Below are 19,152 nucleotides of genomic sequence, written 5' to 3'. Positions count from 1 at the left end.
GGGCCGCCGCACCGGGCGGGCTCAGCCGGGGTAGGGATCCATTCCCGGCGTCTCCTTGGCCCGGTGCGCGCCCGCCTTGCAGCCCGCGAAGGGGCCCGAGGGATCCCGCAGGGAGCTCATGACGTGACCGAGATGGTCGCGGTGCCACGTCGCGGGACCGGTCGCCGGGGCGTCCGGTCCGGTCAGGTCGTGCCAGGCCATCCACAGCCCGTACAACTGGGCCACCGCCTCGGGGTGCTTCCACCACGACGTGCACCACGGGGCGGCTGACGTGACCTCCCTGCCGTACACGGGCAGCAGCAGATGGCGCACCCACAGGGCCAGGCGGTGCAGGGCGTCGTCGTACTCCGAGCCCTCCAGGTAGAGGATGAAAGCGGGGCCCTGCTGATCATGGGTCTCCGCCGGCTGCTGTCCCGTCGCTTCGGCAGTCGCTCGTTCAGGCGCTTTTGTTGCTTCCGGCGCGATGGTCATGCGCTCCTCCGTCCGCTCGGTCATGGGCGTGGTCGACAACACGACGGCCCGGCACGGCCGTCGGTTCAGCCGGATACTGAACCGGCAGGTGTACGAGGCCCGTTGTGCCCGGCAGTCGGCGGCGTCCGGTCGCCCTGCGTGAGGAGCGCACATGCCCGACCGAGATCCGGTGAACGAACCGGAGAACCTCCTGGTCCACTGGTACGGCCGTGAACTGAGCGACAACGCCAAGGCGGGGATGCGGGAGATGGCCGCCCGATTCCCCAACTCCAACAAGGAGTTGTGGGTCCTGCCCCCGAGGCGCCCGGGGGAGACCGGACAGCAGGAGCAGGAGCGCCTCCTCGCCGGCTACGCGGAGGAGGCACAGAAGTACGGCTACACGGTGAAGCACGTACGCGACGAGACCAGGACCCTCGCCCGAGGCCTGGAACCGAAGTACACCGGCGACACCCTCGACGACATCTTCCGCATGGAGTCGGCCAACGACGGCTACATCACCACCAAGGACCTGGCGTACTACCTGGCGTCCGGCACCAAGACCAGCCTGAACGTGGACCTGTCGCACCACCACATGCGCGACTCGGAGTGGCAGGCGGTCCAGCAGAGTTCCCACTTCTCCCCGCAGGTCGTCGCGCCGGTCGACTTCTCCACCGCCGAACTGAAGATCGTCGACCTCTCCCACGGCCAGGACACCAACATGCGGCACGTCCTGAGCACCGACTTCCTCCCCATGACGGAGCACTTCGACGAGGCCGACATCCAGCCGGAGTTGACGCGTCACCTCGACGTCTTCGCCATGTACGCGCGCGAAGGCACGCGCGGGCAGGAGTTCGCCAAGGCGGCCGCCGGCCAGTACATCGGCTACCTCGCGCAGATCGCCCAGAACGAGGAGCGCAAGGGCAACGTCACCTTCCGGCAGGGGGACGACCACACCCGGTTCCGACCCGAGACCGTCAAACTCGTGGAGGACAACCTGCTGGGCGCCAAGTACAACCCCGGTGACCCGCGCCGCAACGACATGATCGGCATGATGAACATCGCCGCCGCCACCGACGCGATCCACCTCGTCTACGGGCAGCCCCGCACGCCGGACGGCCAGGGCAAGGACTCCATGCCGGTGCCGCGCGTGGACCAGGCGACCTGGGACGCCATCACCATGCAGGCCTTCGACGTGGACGGCGTCAAGGTGCTCCCGCAGCTGGGCCTGACCAAGACCTTCCGGGGCAGCTGGCGCAGGGATGACAGGGGCGACGCCCTGGACCTGGGACCCAGCCTCGAGGGCGACAGGATCACCCTGGTCCAGGCGTCCAACATCGGTGTCGCCCAGGCGGCCAGTGCGGGCATCAGCGGGCTCGACAGACCGTCGCGGATCCCCTACGACGTCCAGCGCTCGTCGTCGGCCGGCAACTCGCCCCGGCGCACCCCCAGCCCGCAGAACGCCCTTGACATGGAGCAACTGCGAAGAGAGGTGGCCTCGATGTCCATTCCCAGGACTTCGTCGCCGGAGCAGCGCGACACCTCCGTACAGGCCGCCGCGGTGGCCAAGCCCGCGATGAAGCGGTCGACCACCGGGCCGGCACGCTGACGGCTCGGAGTTCGTCAGGGCCCCATCGGCTCGTGCAGGGGCGTGGGAACGGGACCCGATGACGGCATGCACCGCCGGACCGAGGCCTCGGCGCCGGGAGACCGGCTCCGGGGGACCGCCGTAGCGCTGCCTGGATCTATGAGTGATCGGAGTCTTCGGTCCGGCGATGCGAGACCTGCTCTCGCGCAGTGCGCCAGCGCAGACGTGCCTGTTCCAGGACGCTGTCCCACTGCTGGCGTACCTCGTGGTCCGATGGGCGGTGTCCGGCACGGATCCGGGTGAGTTCCTCGTGCACCTCCCGTCCCATCGCTGCCGACGCCACGACCACGAGCATCCCCGCGAACAGGGCCGAGATCATCGCGAAGACGGCGCCGACCGCTCCGTACCGGGCGGCGTAGGAGTTGAACAGTCTCGGCAGATAGACCTTCGCCCCCACGGAGTAGAGCGCCGTCAGTGTCGCCGCGATGATCCCGAACGGGAGCAGTCGCAGCGGACTGATCCGTTTGGCGGACAGGAGGCGGCCACTCCAAAGGAGGAAGGCAGCGGTCACCGGTGCCTCGGCCAGTACGGCCGTCAGGCCGAGTCGGCCCGTGCCGAGTACCGCCTGGATCCAGCCCGAGACCGCCGTGTAGGCGCCGAGGCTCACCATCCACACCAGGTCATTGCGTGTGTTGCGCATACTGAGTGGCTTGAGCTCCCAGCACTGTTCGAACAGACGTTGCGCCGCGCGGGCGAAGCTCAGCGCCGAGATCGTCAGGAACACCACTCCGAGGACGCCGACGCTCGCGTTGCCGCCCTCGGCCGCGCCAAGGAGCGCTTCGACGGCTTCTGCCCCTTTGCCCGTGAGGCCGTAGCGGCTGATGATCCGCTCGGCCGCGTCGTAGTGCACGAAGTTGCTCAGGACGGCGCCCGTGAGGATCCCCAGCGGGATGAGGGCGGTCAGGGCGCTCGACGCGAGAGCCATCGAACGGTCGAATCCCACGATGCGCTGGAAGCGGTTGAGCACCCGCAAGGCGAAAGCCGGACGCAGCCAGAACGTCAGTGTCCTGACAAGGCGCTCGCGCGTGAGGTCGCGCCCGGCGACGGCCGGCATGCCGTGCCTAGTAACGCAGGGCCCTGGCGACTTCGGCGCGGACGGGCTCGGAGAGCTTGCGGTTGCTGCGCGCGGTGCCGCTGCCGTCCTTCCCGGCGGCGACATCGTCGACCGTCACCACAATGGTGTCCAGCAGGTTGCCCGCCTTGTCGTGGAGACTCACCTGAACCACGAACGACTTCGCCGAGTCCGCGGTGTTGTGCACGGTCACGGGAACGGTGATCCGACCGTCACCGGCCGAGGCCGGGGAGCCGAGGCTCACCTCGTTCTTCGCGTCGATGCCGTCCTTGACCTCGTCCAGGCGGCGCCTTGCCTCCGCCGAGGCCGAAGCGAGCGCGGAAGCCCCCTGGGAGGCCAGGGAGGCGACGGCGGAGGAGGCCGCGGACGCCGCCGAGGAGGCGGCCGAGGCCGCCTTGCTGCGGGCGGGCGACGTCGATGTCGAGTTGTCGGAGCAACTGGTCACGCCGGCCACGGCACAAGCCATGAGCAGCACAGCCGCAGTGCACCGGTGCTTGCTCTTGCTCAGGCGTCCTGCCATGTCTTCTCCCGTGCTGGACCAGCGGTTACCGACTTCCAGTCAAGGACACGCGGCCGGTGGCCGCATGCCGCACGGGGGTGGGCCAGGACGGTTCACCCGTATGGCACGGCGTGCACCGGCGGACACCGAGTCTCCCGGCGGGCGGACCGAGCGTGTATCACCCTTCGCGGGTGATACTCCGTCGTCCGCCCGCACCAGTGGTGCCGACTGCCTGGTGACCGATGGGACGCCGGGCACATGTGTTCGTTGCCCTCAGCGGCACAGTCGGAGTACTGCGGCGGCGGGCTGACGAGGACCGGCAACTGAGGCCCCTCGGTCTACGGCCCGAGTAGGCAGTCGAGCCAGACCCGGTCGCGCAGTTCGATGCCGTCGACGAGGGTGCCGGGCTCGTAACCCGTGCGAGGGGTGAAGGCGTCCCGCTCGATGGTTCGCATGCGAAACCCCTCGCGCTGGTAGAAGCGCAGGTTGCCGATGTCGGCGGCGGCGGTGGCGACCTGCAGGCGGTTCACCCCCTCGCGCGAGACCAGGTCGAGCGCACCGCGCACCAGACGCCTGCCCACACCGGTGCGTTGCGCGTCTTCGCGTACGGCCATGTTCTTGATCTCGAAGGTGTCGGCGCGGTCGGTCGCCACCAGCTGCAAGTGACCGATGACGGTCCTTCCGCGGACCGCGACGAGTACGCGCCCGTCGTCGATGTAGGAGTCGAGTTGCGTCGGTGAGTCCTCGGCGAGTTCGAACAGCGGGCGGAGCTGCTGCCGAGATCCGGCGTATTGCAGCACCCGCACCTCGTCCGAGGCATGGGCCGCGCCGGTCGCATGGTCGGCAATCGGCGCGCCAGGGGGCGTCGAGGCTTCACTCGATTCCACCTGCTTCACCAGAATGGCGCGGGTGTACAGCAGGTGGAATCCCCTGCGCTGTACGTTCTGCTGGGACTTGGAGGCCGGTTGGGTGGTCACGACGGCGATGTCGCAACCGGTGGCGGCCGCGTCGGCCAGCCGGGCCGAGAGCAGGGCGGTCTGCACGCCTCGTCGGCGATGTGCCGGCGCGGTGGCCGCACCCGTGAGCTGCGCGACGCCGTCCGTGATGCGGAGGCTGCCGCCCCCGGCGACGGTGCCGTCGCGCAGGGCGATGTAGTACACCACGCCGGCCGCGGCGAAGTCCCGTTCGGCGTTCGCAAGCGCCTGACGCGGGAACTCCTCGTACGAGGGAACTCCCTGGTCGTCGGGGTGAGCGAAACCCTCGGCCACGACGTCGAGCCATGCCTCGAACTCGTCGTCGCGGCACGCCCGGACGTCGATTCCAGGGGGAGTCACCCGCTCGTACGCGCCGTCGAGCGCGAGCCCGAGGACGTTCTCGAACGATGCCGGCCGGTATCCGCGGTCCGTGAGCAGGGCGCCGATCGCGGGGTCGCCCAGATGGGCCACCTCGGCCTGCACGGCGGCACCACGATCGGCGAAGGCCCGCTCGATGTGGTCGAGCGCGGCTGTGTCGGGTACGCCGTCGAACCCGAGGCCGGCGAGCTTGTTGAAGGGGGAGCCGTCCTCGGCGTACGTGGCCACTCCGCCTGCCACTCGCAGGGCGAACCCGGTGTCGTCTCCTCGGCGCAGGCGGGCGGCCTCCGCCGCGGCGCTCATCAGCTGGGCCTCTGCCCGCTCGATGCGCTCGGCCAGGTCGATCGCACAGAAGAGCGGCAACCGATTCATGGCCGACCGCATCGCATGTCCACGCTCATGGTCCGAGGCTAACGGCGCTCACGCTGCCGAAGCGATCGAGATTTCTTACGGTTTGCGAGCGGTCCGGTGGAGGCAGCAGGCCGGTGCCGTCGTCCGCGGGGGAGTGGGCTACCTCTTCTTGACGGTGTAGGTCAGTGGGTCACCCGGGATGACGTGTCCGCGCGGGTCTGGACCAGCGCGAGGCGGTCGGGGTCCACGTGGTCGAACAGGCGGATACCTGTGCCGAAGAGTATGGGCGCGAGGGTGATCGAGAACTCGTCGATGAGGCCACCGTCCAGGCACTGCTGGATGATCTCGGCGCCGCCGGCGATGCGGACGTCGCGCTCTCCGGCGGCCTCGCGTGCATGGTCGAGGGCGCTGGAGACGCCGTCGTTGACGAAGTGGAAGGTGGTGCCGCCCTTCCGCTCCCAGGGCTCACGCATGGTGTGGGTGACCACGAACACCGGGGTGTGGAACGGCGCCTCCTCCGGCCACGCCAGCTCGCCGGCGTCGAACGTCCGCTTGCCCATCACGCTCGCACCGGTCCGCTCGAAGGTCGCCCGGGCGATGTCGTTGTCGAGGCCTTCCTCGCCGCCCTCGCCGAGCTTGAGGTTCTCCCTGAACCACCGCTGCGGGAACAGCCATGCCTGCAGTTCCGACCACTTCGTCAACCAGCGCTGGACCCTCGGGTCGTCCCGGCCCTGGGGAGAGAAGACGTCCTCGACGGGCACGGGCTCGGGTGCCATGAAGCCGTCGAGCGACATCGTTACGCTGAAGAACACCTTCCCGGCCATGAGCGCACTGTCCCTTCCTGCCCGGTTTCCTGCTCGGTCATGGTCTCGTCGGCGGCCGCGGCCCCGCGACCGGCGGACCGCTCCCGGGCGACCTGTGCGACGTGGGCAGCCAGGTTGTTCAGCGTCTGCTCGCCGCCTTCGATCGCGTGGTGCTTCTCCACCGCCTCGTCGCGGAGTTCCTTGGTGGGGAACACCGTGCGCATCACGATCCGGGTCTTTTCACCGGCACCCTCGAAAGTCAGGACCGACTCGAAGGCGTTGGGGTCGTCGCGGGACTCGCCGTGCAGCAGGGCGATCCGCTGGGGCGGGAGGATCTCCCGCCAGGTGATCCACTCCTGGTAGTCGGTGCCGTCCGGTCCGTGCAAAACCCTCACCGGCGGAAGCCTTCTCGCGGGCGTGCGGTGCCGACTGCGTCGAACCTCCTCGAGCCGTCATGCCCCGGGCAGGTGTCCTCCGCGGGCGGCCCAGGACAGGAGTGTCTGCCTGTCGCAGGTGGCGGCCTGCCGGCAGATGTCGTCGTAGGCCCGTTCGCCCATGGCGTCTACGAGGGTGTCCTCGCATCGGTCTCGCAAGGATGCCAGTTCCGGTGTGCCGCGTTGGGGATGGCCGACTGTCTCCCACAGGTGGGCCGCCGCGCCGAAGGCGTAGGCCGCGGCGTGGCGGTCTCCCGTGTCGGTCAGGGAGATGGCGAGGAGGTCCATGATCATGGCGATTCCAAAGGCGTCGCCGATGTGCTGCTTGGCGTCCAGGGCGGCGCGGGCGTGAGCGACGGCGTCCTGTGCGCGCCCTTCCAGGAAGGAGATGAGCGCCAGCTGGTGTTCGGCGTAGGAGCGCGTCCAGTACTCGTCCGACGCGCGGCAGATGTCGCGCAGTTCGCCGGCCTCGTGCCGGGCGTCCGCCAGGTGCCCGGACCCGGTGAGGGCGAAGACGTGCACCAGGCGGCACATCGCCGTCGCGCCGGTCGGCCGCCCGGGGCGAAAGTCCGCGGTCACCGGCTCGACGACCTGCGCCGCCGCGAGCGGGCGGCCTTGCAGAAGGTGCAGCAGGCCGTCCAGTCTCTCTGCTGGTGGCCAGAATCCTCACGTTCGGGCCGCCGTCAGGAGATCGCCGGCCAGATCGCGGCACTCGGCCGGCAGGTGTTCGCAGGAGTCGAGGACCAGCAGTATCCGATGCTCGCCGATCCAGGCGCAGATCGCCTCCGTCGGCAGCCGCGATGTGTGGTCGGACAGTCCCAACGCATCCGCGACGGTGGCCGCCAGGAGCTCGGGATTCAGCAAGGTGGACAGGTCCGCCCAGGTGACGTCCCGCTCGGTGTGGGGCTTTTGGAGGGAGGCGACGCGTGCGGCGAGCCGGGTCTTGCCGACCCCGCCCGTACCCGTCAGCGTCACCAGTCGGCTGCGGCTCATCGTCGTGCCAATGAGATCGAGTTCCTCCGACCTGCCGATGAAGGAGGTCTCGTCGTCCCAGAGCATCCACACCATGTCGCCACTTTCCCAGCCGATCTGACGTGTTATTAGCAGATCAGGCATTAGTACGTGGACCATGTCCGGAGCTCGTAGCATGGAACGGCCCTTGCCGGAGGTCTCGTACGGGCGCAAGGTCTGGGCGACCTCGTCGGGCAAGGCCTGTGACGTGCTGAACCGCCCCGACGGCACGGGGGACGGGCCGTCGGGACGGTGCTCAGGGGGAGCGGTGACGCGAGGTCAGGCGGATGCTCCCACCGTGACGTCGGGCGAGCCGTCCGGCCGCACCTCGCCGTCCTCGTCGACGTCCGGCGGGATCGTCGACAGGGCGCTGGAGTGCAGGTCCTTCGTCCGCAGCATGGTGAATCCGATGATGGCGGCGACAAACCCGAGGATCGCGCTCAGCGTCATCGCGCCGTGGAAGGCGTTCATGAACGCGTCCTGGCCGGTGGCCAGTACCTTGTCTCGCAGGGGGCCGGCTGCCTGGGCGACCGTGTCGAGGCCACCGGCGCTGATGCCGTGCGCGGCACTGTCGGCGGCGTCGGTGCCCATCTGCTTGCCGACCGCGGAGTCCTTGAAGTCGTTGGCCACGCTGTGCTGGAAGTACGCGCCGACACCGGCGATGCCGACCGCGATGCCGACTTGCTGGAACGTCTCGTTGATGCCGGACGCCACGCCGGACTTGGCCGGCTCGGTGACACCGATGGCCAGCGCGGCCCGGGCCGGGTTGAACGCGCCCATACCGAGACCGGCGATGATCAGAGCCGGGAGCAGGACGGTCCACGAGGAGTCGGCCTCGGTCAGGTTCAGGAAGAGGATGCCGATGGCCATGACGAGCGTGGAGCCGCCGAGCAGGACGCGGAAGGGGACCTTGCCGATGAGGCCGCCGCCGAGCGCACCGGCCACGAACATCGCGCCCGTCAGCGGCAGGAACCGTAGACCGGTGCCCCAGGCGTCCACGTGCAGCATGTTCTCGAGGTAGCTGGTCTCGAAGAACACCGAAGGCAGGGCGCCCGCGTTGCCGATCATGGCGACGAGGCTGATGCCGACGAAGGTTGGACTGCGGAAGAAGGCCGGGTCGATGAGGGCGCGTTCGCCCAGGCGGCGTTCGATCAGGACGAAGAAGAGCAGGAAGACGGCGCTCAGCGCGTACAGACCGAGCGTGACGCCGCTGGTCCAACCCTCCACCGGGCCGCGGATCGTGGCGTAGACGAGCGCGCCGAGCGCGATGCTGAAGGTGGCCAGGCCGCTCCAGTCGGTGGGGTGGGCCTTCGGGTTGAGCGACTCGCGCACCCGCAGGGCGCCGATCAGCAGGGCGATCACGCCGACCGGGACGTTGATGTAGAAGATCCAGCGCCAGGACAGCGCGTTGATCAGCGAGCCGCCGATCAGCGGGCCGGTGGCGACGGCGAGGCCCACCGCTGCACCGAAGGCGGTGAAGGCGGTCGCGCGTTCCCGGCCGTGGAACTCGTGGCTGAGCATGGCCGGGCCGACCGCGAACATGATCGCCGCACCGACGCCCTGGATGGCCCTGAACCAGCTCAGCGCACCGGCGCCGTCAGCGAGGCCGCAGGCCAGGGAAGCGGCGGTGAAGATCGCGAAGCCGACCTGGAAGAGCTTCTTGCGGCCGATGCGGTCGGCAAGGGAGCCTGCCGCGACCAGGAAGATCGCGAGCGTGAGGGCGTAGGCATCGAAGACCCACTGCAGGTCGGAGAAGCTGCTGCCCAGGGACTCGTGGATCTGGGGAAGAGCGATGGCGACCACGCTCAGGTCGAGCATCAGCATGAACGAGCCCAACGCGACGATCCCGAGTGTCCACCACCTCGTGGGCGATGGCGCGCGTTCTGCAGGCATGCGACAACCTTCCAATCAAGCGGATCTGTAGATGATGGAAATCTAGATGATTGGAGTCTCCGTCGTCAATGATCCATGTGATGGTGGGCCAGCGCGTTCGGTCGACTACTCTTCGTAACCGGACGTGGACGTAGAAAAGGGCGCCGGACGTGATGTCCGACGCCCGGAGGCGGGAGGAAGCGTCTCAGTCGGAGCAGACGGATGCGGGCCAGCGGCCGGCCAGCAGCCTGCCGAGCATCCCGCGCAGCGCCTCGCGCTCACCCTCCTCCAGGGTGCCGAAGAACGAGGACTCGACCTCCGTGGCGATCCGGTCGGCCGTCGCGAGGGCCTGACGTCCGGAGTCGGTGAGGATCAGGTTGTAGCGGCGGCGGTCGGCGGGGTTGCGTCGGCGCTCGACGTGCTGGTTGCGCTCCATCTCGTCGATCACGGTGACCACCGTGGTCGGGTCGAGGTTCAGCAGGCGACTGAGGTCCTGCTGGGACAGTTCGGGGCCTCCGGAGAGGGCGGCCAGCACGAAGAAGTAGCGAATGCGCATGCCGACCGCGCCGAGCGCCTTCTCGACGTCCTCGACCAGAACCAGGCCGGCCTTGTGGAGCAGGTATCCCGGGCGTTCGGCGATGGGGAAGTCCTTCCGGGGCGACAGCTGCACCTCGGACCGCTCGGCGTTACCGCTGCGCACCATGACCCGGTTCCCTTCGATCGTCCAGAATCTCCACCATCGAAGATAACAATGTTTTTCGAGTGAGTAACCAGGCGGGTTCCGTCGCCGGGCGGTCCCTCGGTCCGGCCCGAGCTGGGAAGGGATGCGCAGGCCGCCGCAAGGCTCGCTGAACGTGACGCGGCGGCGGCAGAGATCGAACATCCCCGGGCCGGGTGCTGCCGGTTCGCCGTCCTGTCCTCTTGCGTCTCGTCGTCGCGGCCGACCGGGCGCGCTGGATCCGGGCCGCAGCCGTCCGTTCGCGTGCGCTGGAATTCATTAGTCCGTAATATTCCGCTACGACTCGCCGACAAACTGGCGAGATTTCTGGCGGAACTTTGCGGTCCGCATAGAGGATGCGGAACTAGGTATTCACTAGTGATATGCCAGGTCATGCGTGAACCCGCAGCTGCAGAATCGTTCACCCCATCCGTGCGTCGAGGATTGGCGCGTGATCCGGGTCACGTGGCACGAAGTGACGCACCTGCTACGCTTTCACTGTGCCTGGCCAAAACATCACTTAGTGTGGTCGAGAGTGCATCGCGAGGAATCGATATTCGAGACTGCGTCGCATGGGGGAACCAAGAAGCAGACGGCGGTTGCGGAATACGATCAGACCAGCTTCAGCAAGACACGCCGATGAGGAGTTCGCCCGGGTGCGGCTGCGTCTCCTGATTCGCGTCACAACGGGGAGATTCACATGACGGTTCATCTGCAGCTCGGCTGCTGTCGCAGACAACACTGACGATCGGGGACGCACGCCCCTGCGTGCTGCTCACGCAAGGCGGGTCGATGCTGTCGGCCTCTGCTCTGCCATGCCCGATCACAGCTCTGACATGCCTTGATCCATCTGGTGTGCTGCGGCACGCCTGGCCCTGGCACGTCCTTTTTTGATGCGCCGCGTCGCGTGGCTACGCGCGTAAACGAGACGCGTCATCATACGCCCACACCTGTTTCCATTTTGCCGTGATGAGGCGAGCGCGTATTCGCGTGCACGCCAGCTCCGGCATGGATTCCTTTGTCACGCCTGGAATGGAAAGCGTTCTATGACTCAGTTAGGCACCGAGAAACCGCCTGTCACTTCCGCTGCTCTCGCCGAGGCCTTCGAGGACTGGCTCGGAGACCCGCAAGTGGAATCGAATTCGATCTCCTTTGCCGGAGCTCTCGAACTGGACGAGCGGGATGAACTGCCTACCGCCGGAATCACCCGCGTACGTGGTTTCGGATTCAACCGATACTTCGTTCCGGAGTGGCTCGGTGGGGATCTCCGGGCCGCCGAGGACATCCTCATGCTCACCCGCGTGATAGCCCGCAGGGACATGAATGTCGCCGTGAGCGAGAGCACCCAGGTATGGATGATGCTCGCCTGGATCGGCGGCACCGCCGAACAGCAGGCCAAGCACGCCGCCAGCGTCCTGCACGGCGGCGTCGTCCCGTGCCTCGCCTACTCGGAACCGGAACACGGCGCAGACCTCGCGGCCAACCGCTTCGTGGCCGTCCCCGACGGCGGACACTACGTCCTGTCCGGCGAGAAGTGGCCGATCAACCGGGGACGGACCTCCACCCACGTCGTCGTCCTCGGCACCACCGGTGACGACACCACACCCGCCAAGCGCCTGCAGTCCATGTTCCTCGTGGACCGGTCGCAGGTGCTCTCCGGCACGGTGACCGGCGTCCCCCGCGTCCCCACCCACGGTCTGCGCGGCTGCGACATCAGCGGGGTCGCCTTCGACGACGCCCGGGTGGACGCCTCCGCCCGGCTCGGCGCCGAGGGCGAGGGGCTCGAACTCGCCCTGCGGGGGCTGCTGATCACCCGCACCTTCTGCACCGGACTCTCGCTCGGCACCGGCGACACCATGCTCCGCACGGTGGCCGGCTTCCTCTCCGACCGAATCCTCTACGACGGCGCGGCGAGCGAGATCCCCTACGTCTCGGAGTCCCTCGCCAATGCCTACCTCAGCCTGCTGGTGGCCGAGTGCGAGAGCCTCGTCGCGATGCGCGGACTGCACCTGTACACCGAGCAGTTCAGCATCTGGGGCAACCTCACCAAGGTGCAGGTGGCCCGCATGGTGGACTTCAACACCAAGGTGCTCGCCCGCACGCTGGGCGCCCGGTACTTCATGCGCGCCCCCGAACACGTGGGGACGTTCCAGAAGATGCTCCGCGACGGCGCCGTCGTCTCGGTCTTCGACGGCAGCGAACCGGTCTGTCTGGACAGCATCGCGCTTCAACTGCCCGCCCTGGTCAAGGCTCACGGCCACGACCGGGACGAGGACTGGCGTGCGCTGTACGACCTCGGGGCCGAACTGCCGGCCTTCGAGCCGCACCGGGTGAGCGTGTTCGGCCGCGGCCGCGACGCCACCTTCGCCAGCCTCCCCGCCCTGATCGACCGCCTCGCCGCACTGGAGGCGTCGGCCGGCTGCGACGAGGACCGTCTCGCGGTCCTGCGCGCCCAGGCCGAGCACCTCCGGCAGGAGCTCGACACCCTGCTCGCCCGGGCCCATGACATCCGGCGCTCGGCCGTCCAGAACCCGGCCACCCCGGCCCCCGAGACCGGCAAGACCACTCCGCCCGCCCTGCTGCGCGTCGCCGAGGAACTCAGCGATCTGCACGCCAAGATCGCCGCGCTCGGGATCTGGCTGTTCAACCGCGACCAACTCGACGCGTTCTTCGCGGACGGCGCCTGGCTGGAGGCCGCACTGACGCGCCACAAGGTCCGCGAGTACGGGACCGGCGACCTCGACCCGGCGACCGCCCGGGCCCTCGTCGACCGGATGAACGCCCAGCGCACCGGCCACGAGCTCTTCTCCCTGCGCACCGTGCGCCTGGCGGCCCCGGGCGCCCGCGAAGCCACCACCGCCTGAAACCAACGACTTTCGAACCCCTCGGAAAGGGTGACGACCTGCAATGAGCACCACACACACCGATCTGACGCTGGACGACGTCCGGAACATCCTCATCAAGGCGGTGGCCGCCGAAGCCGGTGTCGCTCCCGTCGAACTGGAGACCGACCAGCCCTTCACCGCCTACGGCCTCGACTCGATGGCGGCGCTCTCCGTCGGCATGGAGATCGAGGACGCGCTGGGCCTCACCGACCCGCCGGTCGACCTGCTCTGGGACCACCCCACCGTGGACAGCCTGGCCGAGGCCCTGTGGCAGCTGATGAACGGTGAGCCGCGCGCAGAAGCGACGGACGGACGGCGATGACCGAGCAGACCACGACACCCACCCACGCCGTCAACGCGCAGCAGGCCGGCCTCTGGTTCATCCACGAGACCGATCCGCAGTGCTCGGCGTACCACATCGTGTTCGGCGCCGAGGTCACCGCCGACCCGGAACTGGGGCCGAAGGTCCTGGGCATCCTCGACGACCTGATCCGTGAGCACGAGGCTCTGCGGGTCGGTCTGCGGGGCGGCCCGGACGGGCCCCTGCAGTTCACCCCGGAGACGGTGCCCCTCGACGTCCGGCACACCGACGTCCGGGGCCTGGCCCCGGATGCCCTGCGCGAGCGCGTCCGCACCGACAGCCGGGAGCCCTTCGACCTGTCGCGGCCGCCGCTGTGGCGCGTTCACCTGTACCGCACCGCCGAACGCACCTGGGTGTTCACGGCCGTCGTGCACCACATCGTGGCCGACTTCTGGTCGCTCGCGCTGCTGCTGTCCGAGGTGCGCAGCCGCCTCGAAGGCACGCCGAACAGGTTCACGCTCGACGGCAGCGCCTTCGCCTCCTACGCCGAGCAGCAGCAGGCATTCCTCACCACCGACAAGGCCCGCGCCCTGCTCGACGCCGAGGCCAAGCGGCTGGCGGACGTACCGCCGGGCCTGGACCTGTACGGTGACCGGCCGCGGCCGCCCGCGCCCTCCTACGACGGCGGCTCCGCGCCCTTCGCCCTCTCTGCCGAGGCGACCGAAGCGGTACGGCGCCTCGCCAGGGAGACGTCGTCGACGCCCTACACCGTCCTGCTGTCCGCCTACTTCGTGCTGCTGAGCCGGCTCAGCGGGCAGGACGACATCCTGGTCGGTACGCCGACCTCGGGACGGCTGCAGCGCCAGTTCCGCGACGCCCTCGGCAACTTCGTCAACACGGTCGTCGTACGCGGGGAGGTCGACGAGGAGTCGACGTACCGTCAGCTGCTGGCGTCGACCCGCGAGCGGGTGCTGCAGGCCACCCGGGCGCAGGAACTGCCCTTCCCCTGGCTGGTGCGGGAACTCGCGCCGCCGCGGGACCCGAGCCGGACGCCGCTGTACCAGGCGGGCTTCGCCTGGGACCGGCTGCCGTTCCTGCACGACATGGACGCGTTCTTCCTGCTGGATCCGGAGCCCGGCGCCGAACTCGGCATCGCCGGCGCCACCTTGCGGCCGTTCCCGCTGCCGCAGCAGGAGGGCCAGACCGATCTGTGGATCGAGATGGGCGCGGAACGGGCGGGCGCCTACGCAGGCGTTCTGCGCTACAACACCGACATCTTCGAGGCGGGCACCGCCCGTGAGCTCGCCGACGCCTTCGTCACCACGGTGCAGACTCTGGTCGCCCGCCCCGACGAAGCTCTGCGCACCCTCGGCCGCGGTGACGACCGGCAGCGTGCGCGGCTCGCCGAGTGGGGCCGCGGTCCCGAACGCCCGGTGCCCGAGGCCACGTTGGCGGGTCTCTTCCGCCGGCAGGCCGAGCGAACGCCCGACGCGACCGCGCTGGTGGCCGACGGCGTGGAGTGGAGCTACGCCCGGCTGCTGAGGGCCGTCGAGGAGACCGCGGCGGCGGTGCGGGCCGCCGGGATCGCCGTCGGTGACCGCGTCGCGGTGATGGTGGAGCGCGGCGCACCGCTGGTGACGGCCCTGCTGGGCGTCCTGGAGTCCGGCGCGGCGTACGTGCCGCTGGACCCCAAGCTGCCCGCCGAGCGGCTGGCGTACATGGCCGAGGACTCCCGCGCCCGGCTCCTGCTCAGCCAGCGGAGCCTGAGCGAGAACCACATGCCGGGCCTGCCGGTGCTGAACCTGGAGGACCTGGGCGGCGGCGCGTCCGTGGCGGAGCCCGCCGCGGGCCCCGCCGACCTGGCCTACATCCTCTACACCTCCGGCTCCACGGGCCGCCCCAAGGGGGTGGCGATCCCGCACCACGCGCTGGTGAACCTGCTTCTCGCCATGGGCGAGGACACCGGGTTCTCCGCGGCCGACCGTATTCTCGCCGTCACCACGATCTCCTTCGACATCGCCGGTCTGGAGCTGTTCCTGCCCCTCGTGGCCGGCGGACAGGTCATCGTGTGCGACAGCGAGACGGCTTCCGACGGCGCAGCGCTCGCGGCCCGTATCGAGACGTCCGGGGCCACCTGGATGCAGGCGACCCCGACCTCCTGGCGGATGCTGCGCGACGCCGGCTGGACCGGGGCGGAACGGCTGAACGTACTGTGCGGCGGTGAGGAACTCCCCCTGGAACTCGCCGAGTTCCTGCACGGCCGGGTGGCGAGCCTGCGCAACGTGTACGGGCCGACCGAGACGACGATCTGGTCCACCTCGGGCGTGGTCGAACCCGCGGCCGGCATCGACATCGGCGCACCGCTGGCCAACACGCAGCTGTACGTCCTCGATCCACAGGGGCGTGCCGTCGAGCCGAGCTTTCCCGGTGAGCTGTGGATCGGTGGTGACGGTCTCGCCGCCTGCTACTGGGACCGGCCGGAGCTGACGGCGGAGCGGTTCGTGAGCGGACTGCCGGCCGCTCCCGAGCGGCGCCTGTACCGCACCGGTGACCGCGCCCGCTGGACCAGCGAGGGGCGGCTGCTGCACCACGGCCGGCTGGACAACCAGGTCAAGTTGCGCGGCTACCGCATCGAACTCGGTGAGGTCGAGTCCGTCCTCGAAGCGATCGACGGAGTGTCCACGGCGGTCGTGGTGGTGCGCGGTGACCGGCTCGTCGCCTATCTGGTGGCGGAACCGGGCGTGGAGCTGCGGACGGCGGACGTCAGGTCGGCGGCCGCGGTGGCGCTGCCGCCGTACATGGTGCCCGGGATCGTGGTGGTCCTGGACGAGCTGCCGCTGACGGCGAACAAGAAGATCGACCGCAACCGGCTGCCGGAACCCGTGGTCACCTCGGACGCCGGCTTCGAGAAACCGCGGGACGCCACCGAGATCACGCTGGTGCGGATGTGGACGGAGATCCTGGGCATCCCCCAGGTCGGCATCCACGACGACTTCTTCGACGTGGGCGGCCACTCCCTGCTCGCCGTCCGGCTCAGCGCGGCCATCCGCGCCGAGTGGGACGTGGACGTCCCGATCTCCGTGATGCTGCGCCAGGGCACCATCGCCGAGCTGGCCACCATCGTGCGACGCGGCGGACAGGAGTCTTCGCGCACCCCGGTCGTCACACTGCGCGAGGGAGAGCCCGGGACCAGGCCGGTCTTCCTGTTCCACCCCTTCGGCGGGACCGTCTTCTGCTACGTCGAGCTGACCCGGCACCTGCCGGAGGGCCGGCCGGTCCTGGCGATCGAGGCACCCGGCATCCAGAACGAGGGCGAGGCCGAGATCAGCGTGGAGGCGATGGCCACCCGCTACATCGAGCACCTCCGCGAAATTCAGCCCAACGGGCCCTACGCCATCGGCGGTTGGTGCTTCGGCGGAGTGATCGCCTACGAGGTCGCCGGGCAACTGCGCGCGGCGGGCGAGGAGATCGAGATGCTCTTCGGTATCGACAGCCGGGCCCCGATCGAGGAGAACATCCCCGAGTCGGCGGACGACGCGACCCTGCTGTCCTGGTTCGCCCGGGACCTCGCGGTGCCCGCCGGGAAGACGCTCGACATCCCGGCGGAGGACCTGCGGGCGCTAGGCGGTGACGCCGCCTTCGACCACATCCTGGAACGGGCGGCCGCCATCGGCGTGTTGGCCCAGGACGCCGACCGCGCGCAGATCCTGCGCTACTTCGAGGCCTACCTCGCCAACGGCATCGCCCTGCAGACCTACCTGCCCGAGCCGAACGCGCTGGACCTGGTGCTGCTGCGCGCGGCCGACGAGCCGGCCGACTACGGAGCGAAGCTCGGCTGGGAGGCCCTGATCGAGGGCTCGCTGCACGTCGTCGACGTGTCCGGCGACCACAACTCGGTGATGTACCCGCCGCACGCGGAGGTCGCCGCCCAGGCGATCGCCCCGCACCTGGCACCGGCCGGTCCTGACACGGCGCCAGTTTCGCCTACCGCCACCGATCTGGAAGGAGACCGTCGTGACGGTCACCGCTGAGTACGCGTTCCACCTGCCCGTCACCCCCAAAGAGGCTTTCGAGCTGATCTCCGACCCGGCGCAGGACCCCGTGTGGCAGGCGGCGTGCGTCGACGTGAAGCTGCTCAACGGTGAGCCGCGGCCCGGCGGCCGTTACGAGATCACCTTCCAGCTGATCGGCAAGCGCATGGAGTTCACCGTCGAGATCGACGAGTTCGTGCCGGGCCGACGCTCGACGTTCCACACCCTCGACGGGCCGTTCGGCTACGTCGGCACCTACGACTACGCCGAGAACACCGACGGCACCACCACCGTGCACTGGACGTTCGAGGTGGAGCCCGGGGACTACTTCGGAATCATGCCGAAGTCCCTGCTCAGGAAGGTCCTCGTCAACTCGGTCAAGAAGGATTCCGCGAAGCTCGCAGCATCGCTCGGCCAGGAGGCACGAAACCGATGAACACCCGTCAGCAGGACAACACACCCAAGGTCGTCGTCACCGGCCTGGGGGAGACCACACCGCTCGGCGGTGACGTCGCCGACACCTGGGACGCGATGCTGCGCGGCGACAGCGGCATAGCGCTGCTGGAAGGAGAGCCCTGGGCGCAGGACATGCCGCCCGTGCTGGGCGGCCGCGTCAAGGTGGAACCCGGGCTGCGCCTGGAACACCAGCAGCGCCGGCGGCTGAGCCGTTCCGCCCAACTCGCCGTGACGGCCGCCACCGAGGCCTGGGCCGACGCCGGACTCGACGGGGCGGCCGTCGTCCCGCACCGGGTGGCCGTGGCCGTCTCGGCCGCGCTCGGCGACATGACCGCCATCATCGACGGCTGGGAGGCCCTGAAGACCCGCGGCTGGCGGCGGGTGCCGCCGATGACCGTGCCGATGGCCATGGGCAACGGCTCCGCCGCGGCCGTCGCCCTGCTGGTCAACGCCCGTTTCGGCGTGCACGCCACGGTCAACGCCTGCTCGTCGGGCACCCAGGCACTGGTGACGGCGGCCGAGCTGATCCGCAGCGGGGAAGCGGACGTCGTCGTCGCGGGCGGCGCCGAGGCTCCCCTGCATCCCATGGTGCTGTCCTCGTTCGCGGCGATGCGCGCGCTGTCCCAGCGCATCGACGACCCCGCCTCGGCGTGCCGGCCCTACGACGCGCAGCGCGACGGCATGGTTCTCGGCGAGGGCGCCGGCATCCTCGTACTGGAGTCCGAGCGGCATGCCCGTGAGCGCGGCGCCCGGATCTACGCGGAGCTCGCCGGGGTGGGAATCTCCTCGGACGCGTACCACATGGTGCAGCCGGAACCGAACGGGACCGGTTCGGTGGCGGCGATCCGGGCCTCTCTGAAGGACGCGGGCGTCACCCCCGCCGACGTCACGCACTTCAACGCCAACGGCACGGCGACCCTGCCCGGTGACGCCGCCGAGGCACGCGCGGTGCGGACCGTGTTCGGCGACGCCGGGCAGGGCCCCGCCCTCACCGCGAACAAGTCGATGACCGGGCACAGCCTCGGGGCCGCGGGCGCCATCGAGTCCATCACCACGATCCTCGCCCTGCACCACGGACTGGTGCCGCCCACCCGCAACTTCACCCGCCTCGACGACGATCTCTCCGTCGACGTGGTGCACGGGGCCTCGCTGAAGCTGGGGGACGACCAGATCGTCGCGGTGAAGAACTCCGCCGGATTCGGCGGTCACAACGTGGCGCTGACGTTCCGCGGCGTCACCACCCCCGAATCCCTCTCCGGGACGGGAATCTGA

Annotated in this window: 16 protein-coding genes; 6 read left to right on the top strand and 10 right to left on the bottom strand. The window is 69.4% G+C overall.

The features are described 5' to 3' along the window. Positions 1 to 21 precede the first annotated feature (21 nt). Entirely contained in the window at positions 22 to 495 is a 474-nt protein-coding gene (locus FBY22_RS21305; RefSeq protein ID WP_260845046.1) for a DUF4913 domain-containing protein, read from the bottom strand. 127 nt (positions 496 to 622) lie between these two features. Here FBY22_RS21305 and FBY22_RS21300 point away from each other — a divergent pair, with 127 nt between their 5' ends. Then, entirely contained in the window at positions 623 to 2,056 is a 1,434-nt protein-coding gene (locus FBY22_RS21300) for a hypothetical protein (protein ID WP_142148296.1), read from the top strand. Positions 2,057 to 2,192: 136 nt separating this feature from the next. On the opposite strand, the gene FBY22_RS21295 is transcribed toward FBY22_RS21300, so the two are convergent. The 9 genes from FBY22_RS21295 to FBY22_RS21260 all read right to left on the bottom strand — a co-directional run bounded on the left by FBY22_RS21295 (position 2,193) and on the right by FBY22_RS21260 (position 10,192). After that, entirely contained in the window at positions 2,193 to 3,149 is a 957-nt protein-coding gene (locus FBY22_RS21295; protein ID WP_142148293.1) for a YhjD/YihY/BrkB family envelope integrity protein, read from the bottom strand. 7 nt (positions 3,150 to 3,156) lie between these two features. Beyond that, entirely contained in the window at positions 3,157 to 3,612 is a 456-nt protein-coding gene (locus FBY22_RS21290) for a hypothetical protein (RefSeq protein WP_260845045.1), read from the bottom strand. Between the two features lie 392 nt (positions 3,613 to 4,004). After that, on the bottom strand, positions 4,005 to 5,390 hold the full coding sequence (locus tag FBY22_RS21285) for a GNAT family N-acetyltransferase (protein ID WP_174267228.1): 1,386 nt from the start codon (positions 5,388 to 5,390) through the stop codon (positions 4,005 to 4,007). Between the two features lie 161 nt (positions 5,391 to 5,551). Further along, positions 5,552 to 6,193 (bottom strand): dihydrofolate reductase family protein, encoded by a 642-nt coding sequence (locus FBY22_RS21280; RefSeq protein ID WP_142148290.1) that lies wholly within the window; start codon positions 6,191 to 6,193, stop codon positions 5,552 to 5,554. Beyond that, positions 6,166 to 6,567 carry an SRPBCC domain-containing protein gene (locus FBY22_RS21275; RefSeq protein WP_142148288.1) on the bottom strand — a complete coding sequence of 134 codons (402 nt, stop codon included), beginning with the start codon at positions 6,565 to 6,567 and terminating at the stop codon, positions 6,166 to 6,168. The genes FBY22_RS21280 and FBY22_RS21275 overlap by 28 nt, the downstream gene beginning before the upstream one ends. Before the next feature lie 57 nt (positions 6,568 to 6,624). After that, positions 6,625 to 7,185, bottom strand: coding sequence for a hypothetical protein (locus FBY22_RS45270; protein WP_260845044.1), 561 nt, complete (start codon positions 7,183 to 7,185; stop codon positions 6,625 to 6,627). 87 nt (positions 7,186 to 7,272) lie between these two features. Next, positions 7,273 to 7,674 carry an AAA family ATPase gene (locus FBY22_RS45265; RefSeq protein ID WP_260845043.1) on the bottom strand — a complete coding sequence of 134 codons (402 nt, stop codon included), beginning with the start codon at positions 7,672 to 7,674 and terminating at the stop codon, positions 7,273 to 7,275. Positions 7,675 to 7,896: 222 nt separating this feature from the next. Next, positions 7,897 to 9,510, bottom strand: coding sequence for an MFS transporter (locus tag FBY22_RS21265; RefSeq protein WP_142148286.1), 1,614 nt, complete (start codon positions 9,508 to 9,510; stop codon positions 7,897 to 7,899). 184 nt (positions 9,511 to 9,694) lie between these two features. Next, complete coding sequence (locus FBY22_RS21260) at positions 9,695 to 10,192, bottom strand: MarR family winged helix-turn-helix transcriptional regulator (protein WP_142148284.1); 498 nt, start codon at positions 10,190 to 10,192, stop codon at positions 9,695 to 9,697. Positions 10,193 to 11,496: 1,304 nt separating this feature from the next. Between FBY22_RS21260 and FBY22_RS21255 the strand changes: the two genes are divergently transcribed. From FBY22_RS21255 to FBY22_RS21235, 5 genes are read left to right on the top strand one after another with little or no spacing between them, the layout of a single operon-like run. Then, entirely contained in the window at positions 11,497 to 13,071 is a 1,575-nt protein-coding gene (locus FBY22_RS21255; RefSeq protein WP_260845042.1) for an acyl-CoA dehydrogenase, read from the top strand. 43 nt (positions 13,072 to 13,114) lie between these two features. Further along, on the top strand, positions 13,115 to 13,414 hold the full coding sequence (locus FBY22_RS21250; protein ID WP_142148281.1) for an acyl carrier protein: 300 nt from the start codon (positions 13,115 to 13,117) through the stop codon (positions 13,412 to 13,414). Beyond that, positions 13,411 to 17,424: an amino acid adenylation domain-containing protein gene (locus FBY22_RS21245; RefSeq protein ID WP_142148280.1), complete on the top strand. Its 4,014-nt coding sequence runs from the start codon at positions 13,411 to 13,413 to the stop codon at positions 17,422 to 17,424. The genes FBY22_RS21250 and FBY22_RS21245 overlap by 4 nt, the downstream gene beginning before the upstream one ends. Continuing rightward, positions 17,408 to 17,860: an SRPBCC family protein gene (locus tag FBY22_RS21240; RefSeq protein ID WP_142148276.1), complete on the top strand. Its 453-nt coding sequence runs from the start codon at positions 17,408 to 17,410 to the stop codon at positions 17,858 to 17,860. The genes FBY22_RS21245 and FBY22_RS21240 overlap by 17 nt, the downstream gene beginning before the upstream one ends. Further along, positions 17,857 to 19,152, top strand: coding sequence for a beta-ketoacyl synthase (locus FBY22_RS21235; protein ID WP_142148273.1), 1,296 nt, complete (start codon positions 17,857 to 17,859; stop codon positions 19,150 to 19,152). Before FBY22_RS21240 ends, FBY22_RS21235 begins: the two co-directional genes overlap by 4 nt.

The organism is Streptomyces sp. SLBN-31 (assembly GCF_006715395.1).
Classification (GTDB): Bacteria; Actinomycetota; Actinomycetes; order Streptomycetales; family Streptomycetaceae; genus Streptomyces.
This window is presented reverse-complemented; position numbering and strand designations above follow the sequence as displayed.

Excerpts from the sequence above, each read along its gene's own strand:
- FBY22_RS21305 (WP_260845046.1), bottom strand. The coding sequence starts at position 495 with ATGACCGAGCGGACGGAGGAGCGCATGACCATCGCGCCGGAAGCAACA.
- FBY22_RS21300 (WP_142148296.1), top strand. The coding sequence starts at position 623 with ATGCCCGACCGAGATCCGGTGAACGAACCGGAGAACCTCCTGGTCCAC.
- FBY22_RS21295 (WP_142148293.1), bottom strand. The coding sequence starts at position 3,149 with ATGCCGGCCGTCGCCGGGCGCGACCTCACGCGCGAGCGCCTTGTCAGG.
- FBY22_RS21285 (WP_174267228.1), bottom strand. The coding sequence starts at position 5,390 with ATGAATCGGTTGCCGCTCTTCTGTGCGATCGACCTGGCCGAGCGCATC.
- FBY22_RS21280 (WP_142148290.1), bottom strand. The coding sequence starts at position 6,193 with ATGGCCGGGAAGGTGTTCTTCAGCGTAACGATGTCGCTCGACGGCTTC.
- FBY22_RS45265 (WP_260845043.1), bottom strand. The coding sequence starts at position 7,674 with ATGGTGTGGATGCTCTGGGACGACGAGACCTCCTTCATCGGCAGGTCG.
- FBY22_RS21265 (WP_142148286.1), bottom strand. The coding sequence starts at position 9,510 with ATGCCTGCAGAACGCGCGCCATCGCCCACGAGGTGGTGGACACTCGGG.
- FBY22_RS21260 (WP_142148284.1), bottom strand. The coding sequence starts at position 10,192 with ATGGTGCGCAGCGGTAACGCCGAGCGGTCCGAGGTGCAGCTGTCGCCC.
- FBY22_RS21255 (WP_260845042.1), top strand. The coding sequence starts at position 11,497 with ATGCTCACCCGCGTGATAGCCCGCAGGGACATGAATGTCGCCGTGAGC.
- FBY22_RS21250 (WP_142148281.1), top strand. The coding sequence starts at position 13,115 with ATGAGCACCACACACACCGATCTGACGCTGGACGACGTCCGGAACATC.
- FBY22_RS21245 (WP_142148280.1), top strand. The coding sequence starts at position 13,411 with ATGACCGAGCAGACCACGACACCCACCCACGCCGTCAACGCGCAGCAG.
- FBY22_RS21235 (WP_142148273.1), top strand. The coding sequence starts at position 17,857 with ATGAACACCCGTCAGCAGGACAACACACCCAAGGTCGTCGTCACCGGC.